Origin of the sequence: Brevundimonas intermedia (assembly GCF_004614235.1) — a bacterium.
Taxonomy (GTDB): domain Bacteria; phylum Pseudomonadota; class Alphaproteobacteria; order Caulobacterales; family Caulobacteraceae; genus Brevundimonas; species Brevundimonas intermedia_A.
On the sequence record NZ_SPVH01000006.1, the window covers coordinates 1,107,983 to 1,134,010 of the forward strand.

Genomic DNA, 26,028 nt, shown 5'->3' on the forward strand with positions numbered 1-26,028 from the left:
CTTGAGGTCTGGTTCAGGCTTTGGGTGGGGCGGTGGAGGGCGGGCGAGGCGGGGCACGCGCTGGGGGCGGCGGGCTGATGCTGGCGACGACGTAGACGACGCGTTCGGCTATACGAACGACCGGGGCCGGTTGCGGCGCGGGCGGACAGGGCAGGGCGGCGGCCAGGGGCATGACGCAGGCCGCGCACTTGGCCCCGACGTGCTTGTTGACCGGGCCGTCCATCCCGCCGGACTGGATCGTCTGCGGCCCTTCAGCCGAACAGATGATCAGGGGCTGGCCCGGTTGAACCGCCGCCAGGGCCGCGAAGGGCAGCAGACTTCCAAGCACGAGCGCGAAGACCGCCGCCAGGAAGGCGAGCGATTTCGAGGTCGACCAATTATCGGCCTGGGAACGGATCACGCCTCGCCTCTACGGCGTTTCGTGACGCCGGGATAGGCGGCGGTTTGTCCTAAAGCTCGCCGCGCGCCGCCTGACGCGGGCTGAACTTGGGCGCGGGGGCCAGGCGCATGACCTCGCCCTGATAGCGTTCGTCATCTCCGGCGACGGCGAAGGGCAGGGCGTCGGTGCAGGCCCGGAGCATCGCGTCCAGCCAAGGCTGTTCGGCCTTGTGGAAGTCGCCCAGGACGTGGGGCATGACCAATTCCTTCTCGCCGGGATGGCCGATGCCCATGCGCGCTCGGCGGAAGTCGGCGCCCAGGTGGCTGATCAGCGAACGGACGCCGTTCTGGCCGGCCGCACCGCCGCCGGTCTTCATACGGAACCGGCCGGGGGCCAGGTCGATCTCGTCGTGGAAGACAATGATCTCACTGGGCTTGATCTTGTAGAAGCGCGCCGCCTCGCCGACAGCACGACCGCTCTCGTTCATATAGGTCTGAGGCTTCATCAGCAGGACCTTGACCGGCCCGTCGGCCGTCTCGACCTGGCCCTCGCTGACGATCGACTGGAACTTGGCCCGCTCGGGACCGAACCGCCATCGGCGGGCGATCTCGTCGGCGGCCATGAAGCCGATGTTGTGGCGGTTCTTCTCGTATTTGGCGCCCGGATTGCCGAGCCCAGCGATGATGATCATGGCGTCCTCATGCCGTGTGCGTCGGGCAAAGAAAAGCCCCGCCGCGGCGAACCGGGCGGGGCGCAATCTTCTCGAAGAGCCGAAGGATCAGTCTTCGGTCTTCTCGACCGGAGCGGTTTCGGCAACGGCTGCGTCGGCGGCTTCGTCAGCGGCTTCGGAAAGCGCGGCGGACGAGATCTTGATCGTGGCGATCACGAAGTCGCGGTCAGTGATGGTGGCTTCCGCGCCCTTGGGCAGCTTGATGTCCGACATGCGGATGGTGTCGCCGATCTCGGCCTTGGCCAGGTCGACAACCAGTTCTTCCGGGATCTGATCGGCGCGGACCAGGATCTCGACGGCGTGACGCACGACTTCCAACGAACCGCCCTGACGCGAGAACGGAGCCTCGTCGGCGTTCGCGAAGTGGACCGCCACTTCGATCTTGACCGGGGCCTTCGCATCGACGCGCATCAGGTCGAAGTGCAGGGGACGGTCCGACACGGGGTCGAACTGCACGTCCTTGGCGATGACCGGCTGGGTCTCGTCGCCGTACTTCAGGGTCACCAGGTGGCCCAGCAGCTTGCCGGTGTAGAGGGACTTGCGGAAGTCCTTCTCGTTCACCGAAATGGCGACGGGGGCTTGTTCGCCGCCGTACAGGACGCCCGGCACGAAACCGGCGCGACGCGCGGCGCGAGCGCCGCCGGTGCCGACGCCATCGCGGACGTCCACGTTCAGAATGATCTCGGCCATGTGGCTCGCCTCAACAACAACGGAAACGCCGCGCCAACCCTGGGCTCTCGCGGCGGGGGTGATGAACCCTCGAATTCAAGAGCGCGGGCTATTACACGCATCACGCCCAGGGCGCAACCGTCAAAGGTCCGCTTAAGCTGCCTGCGCCCGGTCCTTCAGCAGCGAAGCGGGCGCCGCGACGATGCCCAGCAGTTCGGCGGCGTTGAACGGTTTGGCCAGGTGGTGGTCGGCTCCGGCCGCGCGCCCGGCCGCCACGTGTTCGGGCATGGCGTTGGCGGTCAACATGACGATCGGCGTGCGTTTCATCCCCATCGCGGCCTCGTGCAGGCGAATCTCCTGCGTCGCGGTCAGCCCGTCCATGACCGGCATCTGCATGTCCATCAGAATCAGGTCGAACGTGTCGCCCCGGAAGGCCTCCAGCGCCTGGACGCCGTTCTCGGCGATCACGATCTGGGCGGAGGTCTGGGCGAGAATCAGTTCGATGACGCGGCGATTGGTCGGATGGTCGTCCGCCACCAACACCCGCACGACGCGCTGATCCTGGTCAGCATAAGTCTCTCCGGCCAGAGGCTCCCGGCTCTTGGGAGCTTCGCATTGCCTCAACGGCAAGGTCAGGATGAAGGCGGCGCCGCCACCCGGCTCGCTTTCGCATCCCAGGTCGCCGCCCATCATTTCCGCCAGCTGACGGCAGATGGACAGACCCAGGCCGGAGCCGCCGAACTTGCGCGTGATGCCGCCGTCGGCCTGTTCGAATCGGCTGAACAACCGGCTGCGCGTCGCGGCGTCGAAACCGATGCCGCTGTCCTCGACGGTGAACCGCAGCACCGGGCGCCTGTCCTGATCCACGCCACGCTGGACGATCAGCCCGACGAAGCCTTGGCTGGTGAACTTCACCGCATTGGAAATCAGATTGGTCAGCACCTGTTTCAGACGCACCGCGTCGCCCAGCACCCACACATCGTCCTCCAGATCGACGTCGACGTGGAAGTCCAGGTGCTTCTCACGCGCGTTCTCGGCATAGAGCTGAGCCGCCTCGCGCACGACGGTCGCCAGTTCGAAGGCGTCCTCGGTCAGCTCCAGCTTGCCCGATTCGACGCGGGCCAGATCCAGGATGTCGCTGAGCAGGGTCTGCAGCGTCTTTCCCGAGGACTGCATCAGATCCAGCATCTCGCGCTGGTCCGGTGTCAGTTCGGTCTTGGATAGGGCCTGCGACAGACCGATCACGCCATTCAGAGGCGTACGAATTTCGTGGCTCATATTGGCCAGGAACTGGCTCTTGGCGACGTTGGCGGCCTCTGCGGCGTCGCGGGCCTCGGCCAAGGCCTGGGCGTCTCGCTTCAGGTCGGTGATGTCGTTGCAGACTGTGACCGTGCCGCCTTCCGAGGTGCGCCGGTCCTGGATGCGCAGCCAGCGACCGCCGGCGATCTGCTGCTCACCGTTGGACGACAGGTGACGCCGGGCCTCCATACGCTCGTTCAGCCATTCCTCTTCGCGCCCCATCGCCTCGGCGTAGCGGCCTTCGTCGATGCCGATCCGCAAGGCCTCGCGGAAGGTCAGGCCGACGACCAGATGGGGTTCAAGCTCGGGGTTCACCTCGGCATAGCGAGCATTCCACAGGACCAGCCGGTCCTTCGAATCATAGAAGCCCAACCCGTCGGGCATGGCGTCCACCGCCTCGCGGATGCGGCGCAGCGCGGTCGCGCGCGACATATAGGCCATGACGCCAAGGGCGCCGGCGACGCCGCAGATCAGCAGCAGGATGGCGCCCAGCAGCACGCGCATGGCCTCGGACGATATGCCCTGATCCATCATGACCGTGGGGTCGGGCGTGATGCTGATCGCCGCCATGCCGACGAAATGAAGGACGATCACGGTCATCGACAGGCCGGTGGCGGTGACCAGCAACCGTATGGCCCCGCCGCGACGGTAGAAGAAGGCGGTCGTGCACCCGATGGCCGTCGCTACAAGGATGGAGGCCGCCACCATGCCGGGATCCCAGCTGATATGCGCCGGGCCCTTTATGGCGGCCATGCCGAGATAATGCATGGCGCCGACGCCCGCGACGGCGATCACGGCGGCCAGAACGCGCCAAATCCGCCCCTTGCCCATCATCGTGGAGCCTATCGTCAGGCCGATCATGGCGAGGGCGACGCCCAGCGACGCCAGTGTCAGAAACAGGTCGTAGCGCACCGGCACGCCGGCGACGAACCCCTGCATGGCCACGAAATGGGTGGCCCAGATCGACAGGGCGCCGATCAGCGTCGCCATGAAGACCGCACGTCGGCGTCGAAGAGGATCGCGCACGCTCATCCGCTGCATGAAGCGGGTCGAAACGCCTAGGCCGATCAGGCAGATCAGAGCCGCAAACACAGTGATCCGCCAGTCGTGATCGCGCGTGATGCAAAAGATGATGCGGTCCACGAGGCCTCCCCTTGGAGACACGGTCGCAGAAAATCCTAAATAAACCGTGCGGCGAAGCTTACTCAATCAGCAGGCTGTCGGCACGCCGTCACAGAATCCGTGCAAGGATCGCAAAACGCGTTCCAGAACGAGGTCGCTCTCCCTCCATGCCTTACGAAGTCTCGCCATCGCCCGTCGCGCCGGTCTCCACCTCGCGCTTATGGACGGTGGGCGCCAGCATCGGCATCGCCATCGTGACCCTGCTGATCCTGGCGATCCTGCATCCCGAACTGGCGAACTGGCTGGTCGGCGGGGCCGTGGTCGTGGCGGCTTCGGCCTGGCTTCTGAATATGTCGGAAACGGCGGCGACGGCTCCGACCGCAAACGACGGCGCGGCGGCGGAGTCTTCCACGGATGTGGTGACGGGCGACCTGCTGGACCGGGTGTTCGAGGCGTTGGACGATCCGGTGCTGGTCGTCAGCGGAGGCGAGCCGGACGACATCGCCGGCCGGCGCATCGTCATGGCCAATAGTGCGGCGCGCGACCTGCTGCGCATCCAGCGTCAGGGCGCGCTGCTGGTTCAGGTCATTCGCGAGCCCGGCGTGCTGGAGGCGGTCGACGAGGCCCTGTTCGGCGGCACGGCGCGCACCACGGACTATGCCACGGGCGGTCAGAGAGATCGGCGCTGGCGCGCCTGGACGCGGCCTTTGTCCGTCGAGGGGGGCAGGGCGCCGGGGGCGGAACTGGCCCTGTTGATCCTGCGCGACGAGACCGACGCCCGGCGTACCGAGATGATGCGCGTCGATTTCCTGGCCAACGCCAGCCATGAGCTGCGCACGCCGCTGGCCTCTCTCAGCGGCTTCATCGAGACGCTGAAAGGCCATGCCCGCGACGACGTCGCTGCGCGCGACCGGTTCCTCGACATCATGTCGGCCCAGGCGGACCGAATGGGTCGTCTGGTGGCGGACCTGCTGTCGCTCAGCCGCATCGAACTGAACGAGCATATTCCGCCCTCGGGCCGCGTCGATCTGGACCGCGCCGCCTCCGACGTGGTGGACGCCATCAGCGTGCTGACGCGCGAAAAAGAGATCGTCATCGCCCTGGATCAGGGGGAGGCGAGGGCGTCGATCAGCGGGGATCGCGACGAGATATTGCAGGTCGTGCAGAACCTGCTCGACAACGCCGTCAAATATTCGTCACGGAGCGGGACAGTCGAGATTTCGGTCCGTTCGGACCTGTCGTTCGACGAGGCCTGGGCGTCGCGCATGCCCGGCGCGACCCGGCTGCCGCTGGTTACGCCGGACCGTGCATCCGGCATTTCCTATGCCGCCGTGACGGTGAGGGATCATGGACCGGGCATGGCGCGCGAACACCTGCCACGATTGACCGAGCGCTTCTATCGAGTGGAAGGCCAGAAGAGCGGCGAGCGGCAGGGGACCGGCCTGGGGCTCGCCATCGTCAAGCACATCATCAATCGGCACCAGGGAGGCCTGGTCGTCGAAAGCGCGCCCGGCATGGGCGCGGCCTTCACCGCCTGGTTCCCCCAGCCCGTCGAGCGGCGCTAGAGCCGCAGGGACCGTCGCTGTCACCCAACTGTCATCGACCCGTCGTAATCCGCTGAACATTCGCAGGCAGTACTCGCGCCGCGTTGGTCCCGATGTTCAGGATCCTCGCCGATTCGCGCACGGCGCTTCGGACTTCTGAATGATCTGGATTTATCTGCTGATCCTCATCGCGCTGAGCGCGGCCGCCTTCCTCGGCGGTCGTGAGCTGGCGCGTCGTCGCGCGATCGGCGCCAAACCCCATTCCCGGCCCGGCCAGCACGGCGCCTACGCCCTGATCTGGGTCGCGGCGCCCGCTTTGCTGGTTCTGATCCTGGCCTCGGTCTTCTCTGCGCCGCTTCAGCGCCAGTTGACCGCCGTCGGCACGCCTGACGCCGTCGCCGCTCTGGAACACTTCCGCCGCGACGCCTTCTTCGCCGACGCCCACCGCGTCGGTCGCGGTGAGCCTGCCCTGCAGATCTGGGAGCGCCCGCTGGCCGAACATCTGCCGGTCGAGGCGCGCCGCATGGTTCGCATCGAGCGCACCCTGTCCTGGGGCGGCGGGATCGCCGCCATCCTGGCCGCCATTCTGGGCGGCTTGTTCGCCCTGACCCAGATCAAGCCCCAGACCCGCGCCCGCAACCGGGTCGAGGGCTGGATCTACGGCGCCCTCTTCGTCTGCTCGGCCATCGCCGTCCTGACGACGCTTGGCATCATCGCCTCCCTGGCTTTCGACAGCTTCCGCTTCTTCCAGAAGGTGCCGATCCTCGACTTCCTGTTCGGCACCCAGTGGAGCCCCCAGATCGCCATCCGCGCCGATCAGGTCGGGTCGTCGGGCGCCTTCGGGGCCGTGCCCCTGTTCGCCGGCACTTTGCTGATCATGGTGATCGCCATGTGCGTGGCCGCGCCCATCGGCCTGTTTTCCGCCATCTATCTGTCGGAGTACGCCGGCCGCACGACGCGCGCGGTGATCAAGCCGCTGCTGGAGATTCTCGCCGGCGTGCCGACCGTCGTCTACGGCTTCTTCGCCGCCCTGACCGTGGGGCCGCTGCTGCGGGTCTTCTTCAACGAGATCGGCCTGTTCCTGATCGGCGGACCGCTGGACGGACTGGGCCAGTATCTGGCGCTGGTTCAGAATCAGATGGCCCTGACGGCCGGCGCCGTGATGGGCATTATGCTGATCCCCTTCGTGTCGTCCTTGTCCGACGACATCCTGAACGCCGTGCCTCAGTCTCTGCGCGACGGCTCGTTCGCCATGGGCGCCACCAAGTCCGAGACGGTGAAGCGCGTTCTGCTGCCCGCCGCCCTGCCGGGCATCGCCGGCGCCCTGTTGCTGGCCGTGTCGCGGGCCATCGGCGAGACCATGATCGTGACCATGGCCGCAGGCCTGGCCGCCAACCTGACCTTCAATCCTCTCGACACCGTGACGACCGTCACCGTGCAGATCGTGACCCTGCTGACCGGCGACCAGGAGTTCAACAGCGCCAAGACCCTGTCGGCCTTCGGCCTGGGCCTGACCCTGTTCCTGGTGACCCTGGTGCTGAACATCATCGCCCACCGGATCGTCCAGACCTATCGGGAACAATATGACTGACGCGACCCCCGATCGGATCGACGGCGTGGCCGCCAAGGGGCGGCTTGATCGTCTGCGCGCGGGCCTGAAGCGTCGGCACGCCAAGGAAACCCGCTTCAAATGGTATGGCCGTCTGGCCATCGCCGCCGCCATGCTGTTCCTTGCGGTCCTCCTGGTCCGCATCGTCGAACAGGGCCACACCGCCTTCTACACCCACACGGTGACCGTGCCGGTCTATATGGACCCGGCCCGCATCGACCGCGCCTATCCCCAGGGCTCCAACTTCGAGCAGTTGGCCGCCGAGCAGCAACTGGCCCGCATGGGCATCCAGGACGACGCGGCTGGGACCAGGGCTGCACAGATGAAGCGGCTGTTCTCGTCGGAGCTGAAATTCGTCGCCGCCGACCTAGTCTCCAAGCGCAGCGAGGTCATCGGCGAGACCGTGCCCCTGGCCGTGCCCCTGTCCGACGACGCCGACCTGTATCTGAAGGGCGAAATCTCCAAGGATACGCCGGAGGACCAACGCCGCCTGACCGACCAGCAGATCGCCTGGCTGGACCGGATGCAGACCGAGGGCGTCATCGGCTCGCACTTCAACACCGCCCTGTTCACAAACGGCGACTCCACCCAGCCGGAACTGGCAGGCGTGCTGGGCGCCGTGGTCGGCTCGGCCCTGATGCTGATGGTCACGGCCCTGATCGCCATTCCGCTTGGCGTCGGCGCCGCAATCTGGCTGGAAGAGTTCGCGCCCAAGAACAAGCTGACCGACATCATCGAGGTCAACATCAACAACCTCGCGGCCGTGCCGTCGATCGTCTACGGCCTGCTGGGCTTGGCCCTGTTCATCAACTGGATGCATCTGCCGCGCGCCAGCCCGATCGTCGGCGGCTTGGTGCTGGCGCTTATGGCCTTGCCGACCCTGGTCATCGCCACCCGTTCGGCCCTCAAGGCCGTGCCCCCGTCCATCCGCGAGGCGGCCCTGGCCATGGGCGCGTCGAAGACGCAGACAGTGTTCAGCCATGTCCTTCCGCTGGCGATGCCCGGCGTCATGACTGGCGCCATCATCTCCATGGCCCACGCCCTGGGCGAGACCGCGCCGCTGCTGCTGATCGGCATGGTCAGCTTCGTACCGGGCGTGCCGGCGGCCATCGACCAGCCGGTCGGGGCGCTGCCTTCGCTGATCTACATCTGGGAGAACGCCTCGGAGCGGGCGTTCCACGAACGCACCGCCGCGGCGATCATCGTCCTGCTGGTCTTCATGATCATCATGAACGCGGCGGCCATCATCCTGAGGCGGCGCTTCGAGCGCCGGTGGTAAGAGAATGAAATTCCGTATTTTCCGCTCCGCCGAAGACCAGACCGGCGCCGGTCCGGTCGATCCGACCGAGACCCCGCGCATGGGCGGCCAGGTCCTGCCCGAAGTCACGCCGTCCAAAGCCCGCGCCGGTGCCGAGCCGCGTCTCGAAGACGCAACGCCCGTGTCGAACGCCACCGTCGTGGACAGCCCGCCGGTCGGCCCGATCAAGATCGCCGCACGTGACGTGTCTGTCTTCTATGAAGGCAAGCAGGCGCTCTACGACGTCTCGCTGGACATCCCGGACAAGACCGTCACGGCCCTGATCGGGCCGTCGGGTTGCGGCAAGTCGACCTTCCTGCGGACGATGAACCGCATGAACGACACCATCGCCGGAGCCAAGGTCACCGGCCGGATCGCGATGGACGACGAGGACATCAACGACCGTTCCATCGACCCGGTGCTGCTGCGCGCCCGTGTCGGCATGGTGTTCCAGCGCCCGAACCCCTTCCCCAAGTCGATCTACGAAAACGTCGCCTACGGACCCAAGATCCACGGCCTGGTCTCGTCCAAGGCGGAGATGGACGACGTGGTCGAAAAAGCCCTGAAGCGCGCCGGTCTGTGGGAAGAGGTCGCCGACCGCCTGCAGTCGTCGGCCATGGGCCTGTCGGGCGGTCAGCAGCAGCGTCTGGTCATCGCCCGCGCCATCGCCGTGAACCCTGAAGTCATCCTGATGGACGAGCCATGCTCGGCCCTGGACCCCATCGCTACGGCGCGGATCGAGGAATTGATCGACGAACTGCGCGAGCGGTTCTGCATCGTCATCGTCACCCACTCGATGGCCCAGGCCGCACGGGTGTCGCAACGCACCGCCTTCTTCCACATGGGCCGTCTGGTCGAGACCGGGGATACGGAAGACATCTTCCAGAATCCGCGCGAACGGCGCACGCTCGACTACATCACGGGACGCTTCGGCTAATCCGATGAACCAGCACACGGTCAAAGCCTACGGCGACGAGCTGAACCAGATCACGGCGGAGGTCGCCCGCATGGGCGGGCTCGCCGAGGCCCAAGTGGCTGACGCCATCGATTCCGTCGCCCGGCGCGACATCGCCCTGGCGCGCGCTGTCGTGGAACGCGACCTGAAGCTCGACGCCCTGCATCGCGACATCGAGAAGAAGGCCATTCGCCTGATCGCCCTGCGCCAGCCGGTCGCCAGCGACCTGCGCCGCACTCTGGGCGCCATGAAGATCGCCACCGATCTGGAGCGCACCGGCGACCTGGCCAAGAACATCGCCAAGCGCGCGCTGATCCTGGCCGAGGGCGAACCGATGCAGCCTCTGACCCGTTCGATCGAGCGGATGGGCCGGTTGGTCTCCACCCGCCTGCGCGACGTGCTGGACGCCTATACCGCGTCGGAACTGGATCGCGCTGTCGCCGTCTGGCAGACCGACGACGAGGTGGACGAGCATTACAACGCCCTGTTCCGCGAACTGCTGACCTACATGATGGGTGATCCGCGCACGATCGGCGCCTGCACCCACCTGCTGTTCATGGCCAAGAACCTGGAACGGATCGGCGACCACGCGACCAATATCGCCGAGACCGTCCACTACGAGATCACGGGCGATGACATCGTGGGCGAACGCCCGCGCGCCCAGCCCACGGCCGAGGATTCCGATCCGACGCCGAACCTTTCGACGCCCCACCTTCCGACGCACTGAGCCGAGACCGGAGACACGACGTGCAGCCTTATATCCTTGTGATGGAAGACGAGGACGCGCTGGCGACCCTTCTTCAGTACAACCTCGAAAAGGAAGGCTACGACGTCGCTGTCGCCGCCGACGGCGAGGAAGGCATGCTCCAGATCGACGAGCGCCTGCCTGACCTGGTCCTGCTGGACTGGATGCTGCCCAAACTGTCGGGCATCGAGGTCTGCCGCCGCATCCGCGGCAAGGCCGAGACCCGCAACCTGCCGATCATCATGCTGACGGCGCGTGGCGAGGAGAGCGACCGGGTTCGGGGTCTGGACACCGGCGCCGACGACTATCTGACCAAGCCCTTCTCGATGGTCGAGTTGATCGCGCGCATCCGCGCCGTTCTGCGCCGCATCCGTCCGGGCCTGGCCGACGACCGTCTGAACCACGGCGACATCATCATCGACCGCGTCTCGCACCGGGTGAAGCGTTCGGGCCAGGAAGTGCACCTCGGCCCGACCGAGTTCCGCCTGCTGGACCACTTCATGCAACACCCCGGCCGGGTGTTCAGTCGCGAACAGCTGCTGGACGCCGTCTGGGGCTCGGACGTCTATGTCGAGGCCCGCACCGTCGATGTCCACGTCGGCCGCCTGCGCAAGGCCCTGGCCATCGCCGACGAAAGCGCCAATCCGATCCGCACCGTGCGGTCAGCGGGTTATTCGCTGGATCTGGAAGGCTAAAGAAAAGGGCGGCTCTCGGAGCCGCCCTTTTCCGTTCAGATCTGCTCTGCGACGACCTCATCGGGGTCCAGCGCATAGACCGTGGCGCAGTATTCGCAGGTGACGCGGATCTTGCCGTCGTCTTCCAGCATCTCGACGCGCTCGGCCGGGTCGAAAGACGCCAGGACCGAGGCGATCCGGCCTCTGGAGCAGCGGCAGACGGCGGTCAGTTCTCGTGCGCCCTCCAGCCGCACGCCGTCCTCGTGGAACAGTCGGAACAGCAGGGTCTCGGGCGAAATCGTCGGGTCGACCAGTTCGTCGTCGCCCAGGGTGCCGAACAGGGCGCGAGTCCGATCCCAGACTTCTTCCGTGGAGCCGCGCGCGTCATCGCCGGCGATGATCTGGATCATCGCCCCGCCGGCCCGCCATTGCGAGCCGGTCTCGGTCTGCACCTGACCGACGGCCAGCCGCACCTTGGTCGGCACCTGCTCGGACTGCTGGAAGTAATGCTCGGCCGCCAGCGACAAGCTCTCACCCTCGATCGGCGTGATCCCCTGGGTGCGTTCGAAGTCGGGGCCGCGGTCCAGCGTCATGATGAAGACGCCCTGGCCCAGCAGCGATCGGGCGCCGGGACGCGCGAACCCGCTGGATGCCTCGGCGACCTCGGCCTCGTCGTAGCGGCAATAGCCGCGCAAGGACCCGTCGGTGCCATAGTCGGCGACCACATAGCGCACCGGCCCATCGCCCTGGGCCTGAACCAGCAGGCGGCCTTCGAATTTCAGGCTGGAGCCGATGAGGGCCGCCAGGGCGCAGGCCTCGCCCAGCAGGGCGGCGACCGGCTCGGGATAGGCGTGGGCGGCCAGGATCTTGTCGATGGTCGCGCCCAGGCGGACCAGTCGTCCGCGCACGGGCCAGCCCTCAATCTGAAAGGCGGCGGCCAGATCGTCGGAAATGGGGGTGTGAGGCGCGTGATCGGTCACGGCGAGGTCCTTTGGCGACGTCATTTCGGGATCGCGGCTATTTAGGCGCCCGAAGGCCCGATGATAAGGGCCCGATGATAAGGGTTGTCTGTTCCGGCGCGGGAAGGCGTTCTGCGCGATGATTTCTTCTGCCTCGTCAACACGACGGAACCGTTTCCAGCGCGGTTCGCTCTTTTGGCTCAAGCGGAGCCGTCGCTCTGCCCATCACCACGCCAATCACTGAAGAGGTTCCGCCGATGATCCGCGATATCGATCCGATCGAAGAGATTCGCAAACATCCCGGCATCACGGCCGGCAGCCTTGCCGCCGTCGTCCTGGGCGCGGTCGCGGTCGTCTATCTGACGCAACGCAGCGGGCCGACCCGCTATCAACGCATCAAGACCCGCATCGACCCGCGCGGATGGGTGGATACGTCGGAACTGCGTGATCGCTTCCATGACGCCGTCGACGCCTTCCGCCACCGGGCCGAAGATGCGGGCGAGCGTGCCGGCGAACTGTCGCGCGACGCACGCCATCGCGCCGCCGACGCCGCCTACGATGCGCGTGATCGGGCCGACGACTGGTTCCGTTCGGCCCGCAAGGGCTCCAAGAAGGCGTTGAAGAAGCACGGCAAGACCGCCCGCCGTTACGCCGATGACGCCGGCGCCTATGCTCGCGATCATGCGCGCGAAGGCGGGGCGATTCTGGCCGTCGCCACCATCGCCGCCGCCATCGGCGCGGCCGTGCTGGAAAGCCGCCGTCCCGACAGCCGCGTGCGCCGGATCGTCCGCTTCTGACATTTTCTTGCCGCCCGCCGTGTGAAAATCGCGACGGGCGGCAAGGTTTAAGCGCAACTGAGCCCAATCATCAGCACGGCTTGGCTTTGCCGCAGGCGCGAAGGCCGCTAAGACGCCGCCCATGAGCGCGCGCCCCACCCTGATCTTCGACTTCGATTCGACCCTGGTCGATTTCGAGACCCTTGAGGCCCTGGCCGACATCGCCTTGGCCGATGCGCCGGGCGCGGCCGAGACACGGGCGCAGATCGCGGCCCTGACCGATCAGGCCATGGCCGGAGAGCTGGAGTTCGGCGAGGCTTTGCGCCGCCGCCTGGCTTTGCTGCCCCTGACGCGCGCCCATGTCGCGGCTCTGGCGCATACGGCATCGGATCATCTGACGGCGTCCGTCCGCCGCAACCTGAACTTCTTCCAGCAGAACAAGGGCAAGGTCGTCATCCTCTCCGGCGGCTTCCGCGAGGTGATCGCGCCGGTCGCTGAAGAGTTGGGCGTCTCGCCCGACCGCATCCTGTGCAACGACGTGGTCTATGACGCGGACGACCACGTGATCGGCGTGGACGACGCCAATCCGCTGTCGCACGCCAACGGCAAGCCGGCCGCCATTCACGCGCTGAACCTGTCGGGCCGGGTGGTCATGATCGGCGACGGCTGGAACGACGCCGAGGTCAAGATCGCCGGCGCCGCCGACGCCTTCTACGCCTTCACCGAGGTGGTGCGCCGCGCGCCGGTGGTTCAGGTCGCCGACGCCGAGGCCGCGTCACTGGACGAGGTGCTGCACGCCGAGGGTCTGGTCGGTCGCTGGTCCTTCCCGCGCAGCCGCATGAAGATGCTGCTGCTGGAAAACATCCACCCCGCCGCCGTCGAGCGGCTGGAGGAGGCGGGCTATTCGGTCGAGACGCAAAAGGGCGCCCTGGACGAGGACGACCTGATCGCCGCCATCAAGGGCGTCCATGTGCTGGGCATCCGCTCCAAGACCACGGTCAGTCGTCGCGTGCTGGAAGAGGCCGACCGGCTGATGGCCGTCGCCGCCTTCTGCATCGGTACCAACCAGATCGATCTGGACGCGGCGTCGGATCACGGCGTGGCGGTGTTCAATGCCCCCTATTCGAACACCCGCTCCGTGGTCGAACTGGCCATCGGCCTGATGATCGTCCTGATGCGCGACGTGGCGGACAAGTCGGCGGCCATGCATGTCGGCAAGTGGAACAAGTCCGCGACGGGCTCCAAGGAGCTGCGCGGCAAGACCCTGGGCATCGTCGGCTATGGCGCGATCGGCAGCCAGTTGTCTGTGCTGGCCGAGAACCTGGGCATGCGGGTGCTGTTCTACGACCTGTCGGAACGGCTGGCCCTGGGCAATGCCCGGCGGATGCGTTCGCTGGATGCCCTGCTGGGCGAAAGCGACGTGGTCACCCTGCATGTCGATGGTCGCAAGGATAACGCCAACATCTTCGGCGCGGCCCAGTTCGCCAGGATGAAGGAGGGCGCGCTTTTCCTGAACCTGTCGCGCGGCCATGTGGTCGATGTCGGCGCCCTGTCCCAGGCCATGGGGTCGGGCCGCGTCGCCGGGGCCGCCGTGGACGTCTTCCCGGAAGAACCCCGCACCAACGCCGATCCGTTCGAAAGCCCCCTTCAGGGCCTGCCCAACATGATCCTGACCCCCCACATCGGCGGCTCGACCGAGGAGGCGCAGGAAGCCATCGCCGAGTTCGCGGCCGAGCGGCTGCTGGGCTATCTGAATCGCGGCGACACCACCTTCAGCGTGAACCTGCCGAACGTGCAGTTGGCCGAGGTGTCCGGCACGCACCGCATCCTGCACATTCACCGGAATCAGCCGGGCGTTCTGGCCGAGCTGAACCGGGCGCTGGCGTCGGCGGGTCTGAATATCCTGGGCCAACACCTGAAGACGGACGAGCGCACCGGCTATGTCATCACCGACGTGGATCGCGACTACGATCCCGAAGCCTTGCGCGAACTCAAGACGCTGCCGGGCACGTTGAAGTTCCGCACTTTGCAGTAGGCCTTCGATTTTCCTCCGAAGGCTGACGTTGCGGCATCTTGCGCTCTGCGCCAACTGGCGCATCCTCTCGTCCAACGGCCGCGAACCATGACGGCTGCGGGAGGATTCATATGTCACGCTATCTCACCGGCGGCGCCGTCGCCGTTCTGGCGCTCGCCGCCTGCGCCTTTGCAGGCTCGGCCTCGGCCCAGACCTACAACCGCCTCGTCGTCTTCGGCGACAGCCTCAGCGACAACGGCAACCTGTTCCTGATCTCTGGCGGGACCCAGCCGCCTTCGCCGCCTTATTTCCAGGGCCGGTTCTCCAGCGGGCCGGTGTTCACCGAATTGCTCGGCTTCAACGCCGCCAACTTCAATGGCTCGGTGACGGGCAGCATCAACTACGCCTTCGGCGGGTCTCGCACCGACGCCACGGCCGGCGTGCCGTTCGGCATGCTGAACCAGCTGGCGCGCTACACCGCCTCTGGCGGCACGTTCAGCTCGACCGATCTGGTCAGCGTGCTAGGCGGCGCCAACGACATCTTCCAGGGCCTGCCCGCCGCTGGCGCCTCGGCCAGCCCGGTCGCTGCCATCACGCCGGTCGCGACCACGGCCGCCGCCAACGTCAACAGCCTGGTCAACAGCGTCGCCGGCGCCGGGGCGGGGACCATTCTGGTCACCAACCTGCCCAAGCTCAGCCTGACGCCGCAGTTCCGCAGTACGCCGGCCGCGCCTCTGGCCGACTATGCCGTCACGACCTTCAACACGGCCTTGCAGACAGGCCTCTTCACCACTGCGGGCGCACGACCGGGCAGCAACATCATCCTGATGGACCTGTTCAAGGTCAGTGACACCCTGGCCGCCAATCCGGGCCAGTTCGGCATCACCAACATCACCCAGCCCTGCTTCAACGGGGTGACGGTGTGCTCGAACCCCGACAGCTATTTCTACTTCGACGGCGTCCATCCGACCGCGGCGGGGCATAGGATTATCGCCCAACTGGCGACCGACTACCTCTACTATGGCGCCATCGGCGCCCAATCGACGCTGCAGGGCGAGACGACGTATCGTCACCGCGAGGATGCGCTGGACGCCGCCGGCGAGGCCCTGTCGGGCCGCGAAGCCTGGGAAGCCGGAGTGTCGATCACCACGGCGGCGCTGATCGACAGCGTCGATACGGATGCACGCGGCTCGGCCACCGAATCGTCCAGCGATGGCTGGGGCGGGCGGATCGCGCTGGAGGCCGGACCTTCGGCCAACTGGCGCTTCGGCCTGGCGGGAACGGCTCGTACCACGGACGTCGAGAGCCAGGCGCTGAACTTCAACGTCGAGAGCTTCGGGCTGGACGTCTATGGCGGGTGGCGCTCGGGCGATGTCTTCGTCAACGCCGCCGTCGGCGTGGCGCGCGACAATATCGACGACATCGAACGCCTGACCAGCCTCGCGCCCATCGTCCACACGGCCGAGACGCGGGCGTTCAGCACCGGCGCGCGGCTGCAGGGCGGCATGTGGTTCGACATGGGCGGCGTCGCCCTGTCGCCCCGCGCGGCCCTGGCCTATGTCTCCAGCGACGTGGACGGCTATTATGAACAGGGCGTCGGCGCCCAGTATCAGTATGGCGACCGCACGGTGAAGGCTCTTACCGGCGAGGTCGCCCTGCGCGCCGAGGCCGAAATGGGCCGGTTCGGCGTGTTCGCCGAGGGCGGCTATCGTGACGCCCTGGACGACAGTTCCGACCCCGTCCGCGTGGGTATCTACAACAACCCGGCCCAGGTGCTGTCGCGCGAGATCGACGATCCGTTCGGCGGTCAGTTCCTGGCGTCTGCGGGCGTCGAGGGTTCGGTCGGGCCGGTCAAGGTGACGGTGGCCTATCGCGGCCGCTTCGGCGACCACGCCGACAGCCACCTGGGCGGCATTCAGCTGACCTTGCCTCTGTAGGCCGAAGGTGCGGGAAGGGGCCTCAGCGCCCCTTCTTGCGTACCCACATGGCGGCGTCGGCCTCGGTCAGCCAGGCCTCGGCGTCGGTATGGCCGTCCCAGGCGCGCACGCCGAACGAACCGCCCAGTTCGGTCTTTTGCCCGTCCCAGACGAAGCCTTCGGTCTTCAAGGCCTCGGACAGTTGGCGCGCCTTGGCCCGGCCCTCTTCGTAGCCCGCGTGCAGCATCAGCAGCGCGAACTCGTCGCCACCCAGCCGGCCCACGGCGTCCGACTCGCGCAGATTGGCCAGGAACAGCTCCGCCACCGCCACCAGGGCCGCATCGCCGGCGGCATGGCCCAGCCGGTCGTTGACGCTCTTGAACCCGTCCATATCCAGATACAGCAACACCGCCGGCACCCCGTGTCGCTGGCAATAGGCCATGGTCCGCTGAAGCGCCGTGATGAAACCGCGCCGGTTCAAGGCGGGCGTCAGGACATCGTGGTCGGCGGCGGCCTCGGCGGCGGCGGCGCGTGTCTTCCACGCTTCCAGCTCGACGCGCAGGCGCTCGATCTCGGCGGTCAGGTCGTGTTCGGCCACGTCGGTCACGGCGCAGGGATGGCTCCGAAGGCGCGACTCAGTCTGCGTCGCGCGGTGGAACGATGGTAGAGCGTGATCCGTCGACATTGAAGGCCGACAATAAGGGCCTAGAGGCTTGAAACAGTCCGCGTGCGGTTGCGGGCGTCACCCGCGTGCTGTAACGGGCGCCTTTCCGCGAGGGGCCTTACAGACATGGCGACTTCCGCACCGCCGGTGGCGATCATCATGGGCAGCCGGTCCGACTGGCCGACCATGAAGCTGGCCGCCGACCGCCTGGACCAGCTGGGCGTCGCCTGGCAGGCCAAGGTCGTCAGCGCGCACCGCACGCCCCAGCGCCTGGTCGAGTTCGCCACGGGCGCCAAGGCCGCAGGATACAAGATCATCATCGCGGGAGCAGGCGGCGCCGCCCACCTGCCGGGCATGGCCGCCTCCATGACCGAGCTGCCGGTGCTGGGTGTGCCGGTTCAGTCCAAGGCCCTGAAGGGGATGGATAGCCTGTTATCCATCGTCCAGATGCCGGCCGGCGTGCCCGTAGCCACCCTGGCCATCGGCGAGGCGGGCGCCGCCAACGCCGGCATTCTGGCCGCCCAGATCCTGGCCTTGTCGGACGAAGGGCTGGCGCAACGCCTGGCCGCCTTCCGCGCCGCCCAGACCGATTCCATCGCCGAAACCGTCGAGGACTGAGTGCCAGATCTGCCGCTTTCCCCCGGTTCGACCCTCGGAATCATCGGCGGAGGCCAACTGGGCCGGATGCTGAGCCAGGCCGCGTCGCGCCTGGGCTTCGACGTCGTCATCCTGGACCCCGAGGCCGACAGCCCGGCGGGCCGCGTCTCGGCGCACCAGATCGTCGCCGCCTATGACGATCCCGACGCACTGACCGCCCTGGGTCGCGCTGCCGACGTGGTCACTTTCGAATTCGAGAACGTCCCCGCCGATTCCATCGAACGCCTGGCCGAGGCCGGCGCCCTGGTTGCGCCGGGGCCGACCGCGCTGCGTGTGTCGCAGGACCGGGTGGACGAGAAGACCTTTCTCAACGCCGTCGGCGCCCCGACGGTCGCCTTCGCCGTCGTCGATACGCTGGACGATCTGGTCGTCGGCCTGACGGAACTGGGCCTGCCCGCCCTGCTGAAGACCCGCCGCGAAGGCTATGACGGCAAGGGCCAGGTCTGGATCCACGCCATCGAGGATGCGCCCGCCGCCCTGGAAAGCCTGGGCGGCCGTCCGGCCATTCTGGAGGCCAAGGCGACCTTCGTGCGCGAACTGTCGGTCATCGCCGCCCGCGACTGGGACGGCCATATGGCGGTCTATCCGCTGGGCGAGAACCGGCACGAGGGCGGCGTGTTGCGCACCACCCTGGCCCCCGCCGCCGTGGACGAAAAGACCCAAGTCCGCGCTCGCGCCATCGCCGAGGCGATTCTGGACGGGCTGGACTATGTCGGCGTGGTGGGCGTCGAACTGTTCGACCTGGGAGACGACGTCCTGCTGGTCAACGAGATCGCTCCGCGCGTCCATAACACCGGCCACTGGACCCAGGACGGCTGCGTCTGCGACCAGTTCGAACAGCACATCCGCGCCGTGACGGGCTGGCCGCTGGGCCCGACGACCGCCCACGCCCGCATCGAAATGACCAACCTGCTGGGCGACGAGGTCGAGGACTGGCGCAAGTTGTCGGCCAAGTCCGACGAACGCCTGCACCTCTACGGCAAGGCCGAAGCACGGCCGGGCCGCAAGATGGCGCACGTGAACCGGGTGTCGGGCGCGGTCTAACTTCTTCTTTCGTCATCCTCCGGCAAGCCGCGTCTTCGCGGCGCAGACCGGGGGACCCAGCGGCGCCGAAGGCGATGCGTCCGCCGCTTCCTGTTTGACCACCCTGTCCGCGACAGGTTCGCGCTCACGCGCGCCGCTGGGTCCCCCGATCTCGCTACGCTCGTCGGAGGATGACGAAAGAAGAGAGAACTAAGTCCGCGCCCCATACCGCATCCGACTCAACGCATCGCTCACTTTGCGGAACGGCGCGTCGAAGTCCTTGCCGGCCTTCCACTTCTCGAACGCCATGACGTTTTCGATCCGCCGGGCGACGAAGGCTTCCGCCGCCTCGTGGCCATCGAACCATCGCATGGTCAGGGCGGGGATCAGGATGCCCGACAGGATGGTGCGCTTCGAATAGTGGTTCCAGTCCGTCGCCTCGTCCCCGGCCCACCGCCAAAGGTGGTCCGCGCTCTCCCAGGCCAGTTTCAGCCCCAGGTCGGCGTTGGTCGGCAAAGACAGGAAGGCGGCGCAGCGGCGCGTGGCCTCCAGGTCGGCGGCGCCGGCCTCCATCCGTTCGGACACGGCGCGGGCGATTCGCTCGCGAATCTTCAGCGACTTGGCGTCGATCTGGCCCAGGGCCGCCAGAGCTCGCGCGTCGTGGCGGCGCGACAGCAGGGCGGCGAGATCGCGCGCGCCGTTGGGCAGCAGCAGTTCCTCGTCGCCGCGCGACAGGCCGCACGCCTCGCACGCTTCCCGCACCAGACGCGCGTTCCAGCCCAGCGCCGGCGCGCGCGCGATGGCGGCGTCCAGCACGGTCTGTTCGGTCCGGTCGGCCCAGTCTGTCGTGTCGATCATGGCCCGATCATACGCCTGTCGCGCCGGGGTTTCGAGCCTTGAAGAATGGTCGCGACGATCTGGACAGGTGCGGGCGGCTGGTGTATCAGCGCGCCTTCATCCGAGGGCCCGACTTTCGGAAGACGATTTTATTTTGTTCGCCCGTCTCCCTTACAGGACGCGGCGGGCGGCCAAAGGAGAGTTCAACCTGGTACAGATTTTCGTTCGCGATAATAACGTCGATCAAGCGCTCAAAGCCCTAAAGAAGAAGATGCAACGCGAAGGCAGCTTCCGTGAAATGAAGCGCCACGTGCATTACGAAAAGCCGTCGGAAAAGCGCGCCCGTCAAAAGGCCGAGGCGATCCGTCGCGCTCGCAAGCTGGCCCGCAAGCGCATGCAGCGCGAGGGCCTGCTGCCCGCGCCGAAGCCGCGCGTTCCCGGCGCTGGCGCCGGTGGCGGCAGCCGGTAATATCCTGGCGTAAGCCAAAAGATTTGAGGCCGCCTCCTTCGGGAAGCGGCCTTTTTCTTTGTCTCCTCCCTGCGAAGCGGGGAGGTGGACCGCGCGTCGCGTGGTGGAGGGGCTGGTGCTCACACGCTCGTTTCGTCATTCCGGGCGAAGCATAGCGAAGACCCGGAACCCAGCGGCGCGCGGGAGCGCGAACCTGTTGCGGATGCGATCTTCCCGCACCCTGCGGTGGACGCATCGCCTTCGGCGCCGCTGGGTTCCCCGGTCTGCGCCGCGAAGACGCAGCTTGCCGGAGAATGACGAAAGGGAAGAGATTCCTACGTCCGTCCGGTGATCGCCCGGCCGAACGTCTTCCAGCTCAACTTCACGTCCGACAGCGCCCCTGCGCGGAAGGCTCGTCCCGCGATCCAGACCATCAGGGCGGCGGTGGCGAACATCCCTACAAGCGTCAGAATCACCTCCACCAGCGGCGGATCGCTGGGCGCGCGAGCGCTCATCAGGAAGGGGGTGAAGAAGGGGATCCACGACAGCACCTTCACCACCGGCGCGTCCGGGCTGGTCAGGGCCATCTGCATGACCAGGATCGGCACGACCAGGATCATCATGATCGGTCCCATCAGCGTCTGGGCGTCGCGCGGCGTCTCGCAGAAGGCGCCGATGGCCGCGAACAGCACCGCATACATCAGGTATCCGCCGACCATATAGGCGATGAAATAGAAGATCAGGCCGTCGTGCAGCAGCACCTGGCCGATCGCCGCCGCCGTCTCGGGCGAGGCCGACAGCAGGCTGAACGTCCCGATTCCGCCCCAAACGCCCATGACCGTCAGGGTCAGCAGCGCCACGCCCAACACCTTGCCCGTCAGGATCTCGGTCGCCGAGGCCGAGGACAGCAGCACCTCCAGGATCTTGTTCGACTTCTCCTCCATCACGCTGTTCAGCAGGATCGAGGCGCCGGTGATGACCAGAGACCACAGCAGGAAGCCCACACCCAGGCCGATGAACGACGGGATTCGGTCGCGCATCGACACCTCGCCCCCGCTGGCGGCGTTGGGCGAAAAGGCCTTCACCTCGGGGCGGAAGGTCTGGACCTCCTGGGCCACGGCCGGGGCGACGCCCGCGGCGGTCAGCAGCTCGGTGCGTCGGGCGTCGCGCAGGGCTGTGCGAACAAAGCTGGACACGTCGTTGTCGGTGGCGCGGGCGGTCCAGACCTGTGCGGCGGGCTTGCCGTCCACGCGGTTCAGGAAGACCACGGCGTCCAGGCGGCGGTCCTTGGGCGCCGCCTTGTCCAACGCCGCCTTTATGGCGGCGTCGCGCGCCGGGCCGGTCGCATCGGCGATGGCGGGTGGAGCGGCGACCAGGCGAATCTTGGGCCCGCTGATGGAGGCCACGGCGCGACCGGCGCCGGCCTGACCCTTTTCGGCGGCCTCGCGCAGGCGTTCGTTCTGGCGGTCCAGATCGGATTGCAACGAGGCGCGGACGGCGGCGGCCAGGCCCGTCGTGGCCGGCCCTTCCTCGATCACCGCCACCGCCTTGATCGGCTCGGCCGAGCGGATCAGCAGGGGAATGCCGCCGCCCAGCACGGCGAACAGCGGAAACGCCAGCAGCGACAGCCAGAAGCCGACGGTCTTGGCGTAGGCGACATATTCGCGTCGCGCGATCAGCAGGGTGCGGTTCATCGGGCGGTCTCCGCAGGGACGGCGAGTTGATCGGGATGGTCGCCGGTCAGGCCGATGAAGGCGTCGTGCAGCGTCGTTTCTTTCAGCGCAAAGCCGCGCACGTCCAGACCGTTCAGAAAGGCCGTCTTCAACGTCTCCTGACCGCCCGCGCCCGGCGACAGGGCGATCTTCAACCGCCGCACGCCGTCCACATCCGACAGGGTCTCGACGCCGGCCACGCCGGGCAGGGCGGCGGCGGCCTGCGCGGTGATCGCGCCTTCCAGATCGAGGAAGCGGGGCGAGGTGGCCCTGGCCTGATCCACCGTGCCCTCGAACGCCTTGCGACCGCGCGCCAGCAGCACGACCTTGTCGCACAGCCGTTCGGCGTGCTGCATCACATGGGTCGAGAACAGGACCGTGGCGCCGTTGGCCGCCAGATCGCGGATCATGGCCTCCAGACCCTGCTGGTTCATCGGGTCCAGACCCGAGAAGGGCTCGTCCAGGATCACGAACTCGGGTTGATGCACGACCGAGGCGATCAACTGCACCTTCTGCGCCATCCCCTTGGACAGCTCCTTCATCTTCTTTTTCTGCGCTGCGCCCAGACCCTGCTGCTCCAGCATGGCCTTCGCGCGCTTCTTGCCTTCGGCGACCGGCAGGCCCTTCAGGGCGCCGAAGAAGCTGATGGCCTCGACGGGGGTCATCTTCTTGTAGAGGCCGCGCTCCTCGGGAAGGAAACCGATCCGATCGCGCACCTTGCGCCCGTCGTCGGCGCCCAGGATCTCGATCCGCCCTGCCGTCGCCGGCTGCAGGCCCAGGATCATCCGCAGGGTCGAGGTCTTACCCGCCCCGTTCGGCCCCAGAAAGCCGCAGATCGACCCCTTCTCGACCTGAAAACTCAGATCGCGCACGGCGTCGAAATCGCCGTAACTCTTGTTCACCCCATCCAGCGTCAATGCCGCCATATCGCCCCCCGTCCTGTGACGGTCAGCCTAGAAGCGCAGGTTGTGCGACGCCAGTGGATTTGGCGTCGCGGCCGTCAATCCAGTACGGGCAGCTCGATATAGGATGCGTTTTCTCCAGCATGGTGGATGGCGTTGTCGGCGATCACGCCCTGGCTTTCCGTCTCATTCGGCCCGCCCGTGTTCAGGTTGCGGACGAATTTGGGGAAGTTCGAACTGGTGACCTCGACCCGGATGCGGTGCCCCGGCTGGAAGGTGTTGCTGATCGTCATAGGCGTGGGCTGGACCGTCGCCACCTGGCCGGGCGTCAGCGGCATGGGGCGGTCGTATCCATCCCGGTACCGGGCGCGCATGATGGTGTCGCCGAGGATGTAGGCCGTGCCGTCCGGCGCCACGTCCACCAGCTTGACCGCGAAATCGGTATCGGCCGCCGAGGACGAGACTTTCAGCACCGTGTCGATGAAGCCCGTGACCTGCATCGGTTCAGTCAGCGGTTCGGACGTATAGACCAGCACGTCGTTTCGCGCCTCGATCTGACGTTGGTCGAACGCTCCGGCGGTGACCAGGCCGCCGTTGCAGCAGTCGCCGCCGCCGATGGTCTGGACCGGGTTCATCGGATCATAGCGATAGCGGTCGGCCTGTTCGCCTGCCGGCGGCGCTTCCAGGCTGAGCATGCCGTCACCGTTTAGGCTGTTGGCCGCCCCGCCAGAGCGCAGATACATCCGCACGGTCTTGACCCCGGCGGGTGGCCACTGGGCGGCGGTGCGCCATTCGTTTTCGCCCATGTTGAAATACTGGACGTGCGGCGTGCTTTCAGGGAAGGCGCGACGTTCGCCCTTCAGCCAGCGGTCGAACCAGGCGTGGACCAGGGCGTCGCTGTCGAAGCTGGCGTCGCCCAATGGCCGCTCGCCCGACTTGTAGTTCGGGCCCAGGCCACCGAAGGCGCAGTGGTTGTTCGGCCCCACCACCACATACTGGTTCTCGGCCGCCTCGCGATCCTGCGTCGTCGAACGGGCGTGGTTGAACAGCTCCATGTTCGGGCCGATCGACACGTCGTACCAGCTGTTGAACCACAGCGACGGCACGCCCCAGCCCATGTCGTCATGATAGAGGCCGCCTTGACGCCAGGCTGGGTCGGCCGGTGTGCGGGCGATCAGTTCCTCGAACGTGCCGGCCGGCTCTCCGAGGTCTTTCAATATTTCATTGACGGGCAGGTGGCGGATCTGGCTGGGCCAGTTCACGTCCGGCTTCTTGGCGTCCAGGTCGTTGTAGCGCACGAGCCTGGCGCGCGTTTCCTGGTCCATGTCGCCGGGGATTTGCGCGCGCTGCGGATTGTCGACGCCGTACAGCCAGACGAAGAACAGGTTGCGGGGAACGCCGCCAGTGTACCAATTGCCTTGTTCCTGGAACCGGCCGACCTTGCCGATTCCAGCGCCGGATGCTTGCGGGACCATGGCGGCGTGGGCGGGGTGGTTCTGCGCCGCCAGCGCCAGTTGCCATTCCGCTGAGGAGGAGCATCCCAACGTGCCGACCTTGCCGTTCGACCAGGGCTGAGCCGCGATCCAGGTCAGGGCGTCATAGCCGTCAGTCTGGGGATAGCCGAGGATCTGATAATCGCCGCCCGAGAAATACCGCCCCCGCTCGTTCTGGACGACGAAGGCGTAGCCCTTGCTGACCCAGCTTAGGGCGGATCGCGTCGTGCGGGCGTTATAGGCCAACTCGTTGTAGGGCGTTCTGACAAAGACCGTTGGAAGTGGCCCCGAGACGTTCTTGGGTCGATAGACATTGGTCGCCAGACCCACGCCGTCCCGCATGGGCGCCATGACCGCCATCTGCACATCGGCGATGCGCGACAGCTCGGTTTGCGCGGCGGCGTCGCTGTAGCGGCCGTAATCCTGGGCTGATACGGCGACAGGCGTGGCGGCCAGCACACCGGCAACGACAGCGGCGACGATCTTGTGCATTTCCATCCCTCCCAGAACGTGGGGGAGACTAGGACGGTTGGGACGATCCCCGCAACATCGTCAGGCCTTGGGCTTCACTGTCACCTCGAAATGGCGATCGACGACCTTGGTAGGATTGACCTGTGCGCCGTTGCGGCGGACTTCGAAATGCAGGTGCGGCCCGGTGGAATAGCCGGTGGAGCCGACCAAGCCGATGCGCTGGCCCATCGTCACGGCGTCGCCGTTCGCCACGTCGATGCGGCTGAGGTGGCCGTACAGGGTGCTCATGCCGTTGGGGTGGCGCACCTCGATGAAGTTGCCGTAGCCCTTGGGGTCGTATCCGGTGCGGACCACCTCGCCCTCGGCGGCGGTGAAGACGGTCGTGCCTTTCGGGGCAGCGATGTCGATGCCCTTGTGGGCGCGGGCCTTGGCCTCGATGGCCAGTTTGCGCAGTCCAAATGCGGAGTTGATCGCATAGCCGCGCACGGGGGCGGTGAAGGCGATCTGGCGTGTGATCGGACCGGCTTTCTCGACCTCGGCCTTGACCGGCGGGGCGACGGGGATGGCGATCTGGGCGGGCGGCGGCGTCGCGGCTTCACGTGCCGCGTTGGGCGCGGCGGCGGCGGCGAAGACGGCCACGACGGCGAAGGCGGCCGTCTGACCAGAGTGGATCAAGAGGGTCTTGCACCGCGCCAATGGCGCGTTGGTAAGCAGGCGTCGCATTCGGCGGCGTCTCCAGCGTTCGTTACGCTCTGGAATGAAGGCTCGCGGCGCACGACGGCGCACGGCGTTCCGTGGAAGCGCCGGCTTATGCCCTCGGGCTGGGGCGACTTTGGGGCTGAGGCGGGGCGGCGGATGGTCGCACGGGGGAACCGGCCGCTCGCCGTCGTCCGATCAGGCGATGATGTCGGGCAGGATCTCGTCTTCGATCTTCACGATCTCGTCCTTCAGCGCCAGCTTCTTGCGCTTCAGCCGGGCCAGCATCAGTTGGTCGGGAGTGACGGCCAGGCTTAACGCGTCGATGGAGGCGGCCAGATCGGAGTGTTCCTGACGCAGCAGCTTCACCCGCGCCTGAAGCTCGGCCATGTCTGCGGTGATTTCAGGCGTGTCGTCGTTCATCGTGTCGTCCCCAA

At 66.9% G+C, this 26,028-nt stretch carries 24 protein-coding genes; 12 read left to right on the forward strand and 12 right to left on the reverse strand.

Features of this window, described 5'->3' with window-relative positions; all coding sequences use genetic code 11:
- Window positions 1-13: 13 nt before the first annotated feature.
- From EGY25_RS11795 to EGY25_RS11810, 4 genes are all read right to left on the reverse strand, one after another.
- Window positions 14-400, reverse strand: a complete 387-nt coding sequence (locus EGY25_RS11795) for a hypothetical protein (protein ID WP_135195144.1) — start codon at window positions 398-400, stop codon at window positions 14-16.
- A gap of 49 nt (window positions 401-449) precedes the next feature.
- Window positions 450-1,070 carry an aminoacyl-tRNA hydrolase gene (gene pth, locus EGY25_RS11800; RefSeq protein ID WP_135195145.1) on the reverse strand — a complete coding sequence of 207 codons (621 nt, stop codon included), beginning with the start codon at window positions 1,068-1,070 and terminating at the stop codon, window positions 450-452.
- A gap of 87 nt (window positions 1,071-1,157) precedes the next feature.
- Window positions 1,158-1,799, reverse strand: a complete 642-nt coding sequence (locus EGY25_RS11805) for a 50S ribosomal protein L25/general stress protein Ctc (RefSeq protein WP_135195146.1) — start codon at window positions 1,797-1,799, stop codon at window positions 1,158-1,160.
- A gap of 132 nt (window positions 1,800-1,931) precedes the next feature.
- Window positions 1,932-4,220, reverse strand: a complete 2,289-nt coding sequence (locus EGY25_RS11810; protein ID WP_135195147.1) for an ATP-binding protein — start codon at window positions 4,218-4,220, stop codon at window positions 1,932-1,934.
- A 146-nt stretch (window positions 4,221-4,366) separates the two neighbouring features.
- Between EGY25_RS11810 and EGY25_RS11815 the strand changes: the two genes are divergently transcribed.
- From EGY25_RS11815 to phoB, 6 genes are all read left to right on the forward strand, one after another.
- Window positions 4,367-5,764 (forward strand): ATP-binding protein, encoded by a 1,398-nt coding sequence (locus EGY25_RS11815; RefSeq protein ID WP_135195148.1) that lies wholly within the window; start codon window positions 4,367-4,369, stop codon window positions 5,762-5,764.
- A 139-nt stretch (window positions 5,765-5,903) separates the two neighbouring features.
- A complete protein-coding gene (gene pstC / locus EGY25_RS11820; RefSeq protein WP_135195149.1) occupies window positions 5,904-7,334 on the forward strand; it encodes a phosphate ABC transporter permease subunit PstC in 1,431 nt (476 codons plus the stop codon).
- A complete protein-coding gene (gene pstA, locus EGY25_RS11825; RefSeq protein WP_135195150.1) occupies window positions 7,327-8,631 on the forward strand; it encodes a phosphate ABC transporter permease PstA in 1,305 nt (434 codons plus the stop codon). The genes pstC and pstA overlap by 8 nt, the downstream gene beginning before the upstream one ends.
- A gap of 4 nt (window positions 8,632-8,635) precedes the next feature.
- A complete protein-coding gene (gene pstB, locus EGY25_RS11830) occupies window positions 8,636-9,586 on the forward strand; it encodes a phosphate ABC transporter ATP-binding protein PstB (RefSeq protein WP_135195151.1) in 951 nt (316 codons plus the stop codon).
- Window positions 9,587-9,590: 4 nt separating this feature from the next.
- Window positions 9,591-10,331 carry a phosphate signaling complex protein PhoU gene (phoU, locus tag EGY25_RS11835; protein WP_135195152.1) on the forward strand — a complete coding sequence of 247 codons (741 nt, stop codon included), beginning with the start codon at window positions 9,591-9,593 and terminating at the stop codon, window positions 10,329-10,331.
- A 20-nt stretch (window positions 10,332-10,351) separates the two neighbouring features.
- Entirely contained in the window at window positions 10,352-11,044 is a 693-nt protein-coding gene (gene phoB, locus EGY25_RS11840; RefSeq protein WP_135195153.1) for a phosphate regulon transcriptional regulator PhoB, read from the forward strand.
- Window positions 11,045-11,079: 35 nt separating this feature from the next.
- On the opposite strand, the gene EGY25_RS11845 is transcribed toward phoB, so the two are convergent.
- Window positions 11,080-12,003: an Hsp33 family molecular chaperone gene (locus EGY25_RS11845; protein WP_245159450.1), complete on the reverse strand. Its 924-nt coding sequence runs from the start codon at window positions 12,001-12,003 to the stop codon at window positions 11,080-11,082.
- Between the two features lie 236 nt (window positions 12,004-12,239).
- On the opposite strand from EGY25_RS11845, the gene EGY25_RS11850 reads away from it, so the two are divergent.
- From EGY25_RS11850 to EGY25_RS11860, 3 genes are all read left to right on the forward strand, one after another.
- Window positions 12,240-12,779 (forward strand): hypothetical protein, encoded by a 540-nt coding sequence (locus EGY25_RS11850; protein WP_135195155.1) that lies wholly within the window; start codon window positions 12,240-12,242, stop codon window positions 12,777-12,779.
- 121 nt (window positions 12,780-12,900) lie between these two features.
- On the forward strand, window positions 12,901-14,793 hold the full coding sequence (gene serA, locus EGY25_RS16960) for a phosphoglycerate dehydrogenase (RefSeq protein WP_135195156.1): 1,893 nt from the start codon (window positions 12,901-12,903) through the stop codon (window positions 14,791-14,793).
- Window positions 14,794-14,903: 110 nt separating this feature from the next.
- Window positions 14,904-16,709 (forward strand): autotransporter domain-containing protein, encoded by a 1,806-nt coding sequence (locus EGY25_RS11860; RefSeq protein ID WP_135195157.1) that lies wholly within the window; start codon window positions 14,904-14,906, stop codon window positions 16,707-16,709.
- Between the two features lie 22 nt (window positions 16,710-16,731).
- Here EGY25_RS11860 and EGY25_RS11865 read toward each other — a convergent pair whose 3' ends face one another.
- The gene (locus tag EGY25_RS11865) at window positions 16,732-17,295 is read right to left on the reverse strand and encodes a GGDEF domain-containing protein (protein WP_135195158.1); all 564 of its coding nucleotides are present in this window, start codon (window positions 17,293-17,295) and stop codon (window positions 16,732-16,734) included.
- Window positions 17,296-17,478: 183 nt separating this feature from the next.
- Here EGY25_RS11865 and purE point away from each other — a divergent pair, with 183 nt between their 5' ends.
- Both purE and EGY25_RS11875 read left to right on the forward strand, forming a co-directional pair.
- Window positions 17,479-17,970: a 5-(carboxyamino)imidazole ribonucleotide mutase gene (gene purE, locus EGY25_RS11870; RefSeq protein WP_135195159.1), complete on the forward strand. Its 492-nt coding sequence runs from the start codon at window positions 17,479-17,481 to the stop codon at window positions 17,968-17,970.
- Window positions 17,971-19,053 (forward strand): 5-(carboxyamino)imidazole ribonucleotide synthase, encoded by a 1,083-nt coding sequence (locus EGY25_RS11875; protein WP_135195160.1) that lies wholly within the window; start codon window positions 17,971-17,973, stop codon window positions 19,051-19,053.
- Between the two features lie 189 nt (window positions 19,054-19,242).
- On the opposite strand, the gene EGY25_RS11880 is transcribed toward EGY25_RS11875, so the two are convergent.
- The gene (locus EGY25_RS11880) at window positions 19,243-19,890 is read right to left on the reverse strand and encodes a COQ9 family protein (protein ID WP_135195161.1); all 648 of its coding nucleotides are present in this window, start codon (window positions 19,888-19,890) and stop codon (window positions 19,243-19,245) included.
- Window positions 19,891-20,077: 187 nt separating this feature from the next.
- Between EGY25_RS11880 and rpsU the strand changes: the two genes are divergently transcribed.
- A complete protein-coding gene (gene rpsU, locus EGY25_RS11885; RefSeq protein ID WP_135195633.1) occupies window positions 20,078-20,338 on the forward strand; it encodes a 30S ribosomal protein S21 in 261 nt (86 codons plus the stop codon).
- Between the two features lie 314 nt (window positions 20,339-20,652).
- On the opposite strand, the gene EGY25_RS11890 is transcribed toward rpsU, so the two are convergent.
- The 5 genes from EGY25_RS11890 to EGY25_RS11910 form a co-directional block, all read right to left on the reverse strand.
- Entirely contained in the window at window positions 20,653-22,011 is a 1,359-nt protein-coding gene (locus EGY25_RS11890; protein WP_135195162.1) for an ABC transporter permease, read from the reverse strand.
- The gene (locus EGY25_RS11895; protein ID WP_135195163.1) at window positions 22,008-22,955 is read right to left on the reverse strand and encodes an ABC transporter ATP-binding protein; all 948 of its coding nucleotides are present in this window, start codon (window positions 22,953-22,955) and stop codon (window positions 22,008-22,010) included. The genes EGY25_RS11890 and EGY25_RS11895 overlap by 4 nt, the downstream gene beginning before the upstream one ends.
- A gap of 74 nt (window positions 22,956-23,029) precedes the next feature.
- A complete protein-coding gene (locus EGY25_RS11900) occupies window positions 23,030-24,916 on the reverse strand; it encodes a CocE/NonD family hydrolase (RefSeq protein WP_209308041.1) in 1,887 nt (628 codons plus the stop codon).
- 60 nt (window positions 24,917-24,976) lie between these two features.
- Entirely contained in the window at window positions 24,977-25,618 is a 642-nt protein-coding gene (locus EGY25_RS11905) for a M23 family metallopeptidase (protein ID WP_135195165.1), read from the reverse strand.
- Window positions 25,619-25,789: 171 nt separating this feature from the next.
- Complete coding sequence (locus EGY25_RS11910) at window positions 25,790-26,014, reverse strand: YdcH family protein (protein WP_135195166.1); 225 nt, start codon at window positions 26,012-26,014, stop codon at window positions 25,790-25,792.
- Window positions 26,015-26,028 lie beyond the last annotated feature (14 nt).

Bases quoted from the DNA above. Each gene is read 5' to 3' on its own strand.
- pth (WP_135195145.1), bottom strand. From the start codon at position 1,070: ATGATCATCATCGCTGGGCTCGGCAATCCGGGCGCCAAATACGAGAAG.
- EGY25_RS11805 (WP_135195146.1), bottom strand. From the start codon at position 1,799: ATGGCCGAGATCATTCTGAACGTGGACGTCCGCGATGGCGTCGGCACC.
- EGY25_RS11815 (WP_135195148.1), top strand. From the start codon at position 4,367: ATGCCTTACGAAGTCTCGCCATCGCCCGTCGCGCCGGTCTCCACCTCG.
- pstC (WP_135195149.1), top strand. From the start codon at position 5,904: ATGATCTGGATTTATCTGCTGATCCTCATCGCGCTGAGCGCGGCCGCC.
- pstA (WP_135195150.1), top strand. From the start codon at position 7,327: ATGACTGACGCGACCCCCGATCGGATCGACGGCGTGGCCGCCAAGGGG.
- pstB (WP_135195151.1), top strand. From the start codon at position 8,636: ATGAAATTCCGTATTTTCCGCTCCGCCGAAGACCAGACCGGCGCCGGT.
- phoU (WP_135195152.1), top strand. From the start codon at position 9,591: ATGAACCAGCACACGGTCAAAGCCTACGGCGACGAGCTGAACCAGATC.
- EGY25_RS11850 (WP_135195155.1), top strand. From the start codon at position 12,240: ATGATCCGCGATATCGATCCGATCGAAGAGATTCGCAAACATCCCGGC.
- serA (WP_135195156.1), top strand. From the start codon at position 12,901: ATGAGCGCGCGCCCCACCCTGATCTTCGACTTCGATTCGACCCTGGTC.
- EGY25_RS11860 (WP_135195157.1), top strand. From the start codon at position 14,904: ATGTCACGCTATCTCACCGGCGGCGCCGTCGCCGTTCTGGCGCTCGCC.
- purE (WP_135195159.1), top strand. From the start codon at position 17,479: ATGGCGACTTCCGCACCGCCGGTGGCGATCATCATGGGCAGCCGGTCC.
- EGY25_RS11880 (WP_135195161.1), bottom strand. From the start codon at position 19,890: ATGATCGACACGACAGACTGGGCCGACCGGACCGAACAGACCGTGCTG.
- EGY25_RS11890 (WP_135195162.1), bottom strand. From the start codon at position 22,011: ATGAACCGCACCCTGCTGATCGCGCGACGCGAATATGTCGCCTACGCC.
- EGY25_RS11895 (WP_135195163.1), bottom strand. From the start codon at position 22,955: ATGGCGGCATTGACGCTGGATGGGGTGAACAAGAGTTACGGCGATTTC.
- EGY25_RS11900 (WP_209308041.1), bottom strand. From the start codon at position 24,916: ATGCACAAGATCGTCGCCGCTGTCGTTGCCGGTGTGCTGGCCGCCACG.
- EGY25_RS11905 (WP_135195165.1), bottom strand. From the start codon at position 25,618: ATGCGACGCCTGCTTACCAACGCGCCATTGGCGCGGTGCAAGACCCTC.
- EGY25_RS11910 (WP_135195166.1), bottom strand. From the start codon at position 26,014: ATGAACGACGACACGCCTGAAATCACCGCAGACATGGCCGAGCTTCAG.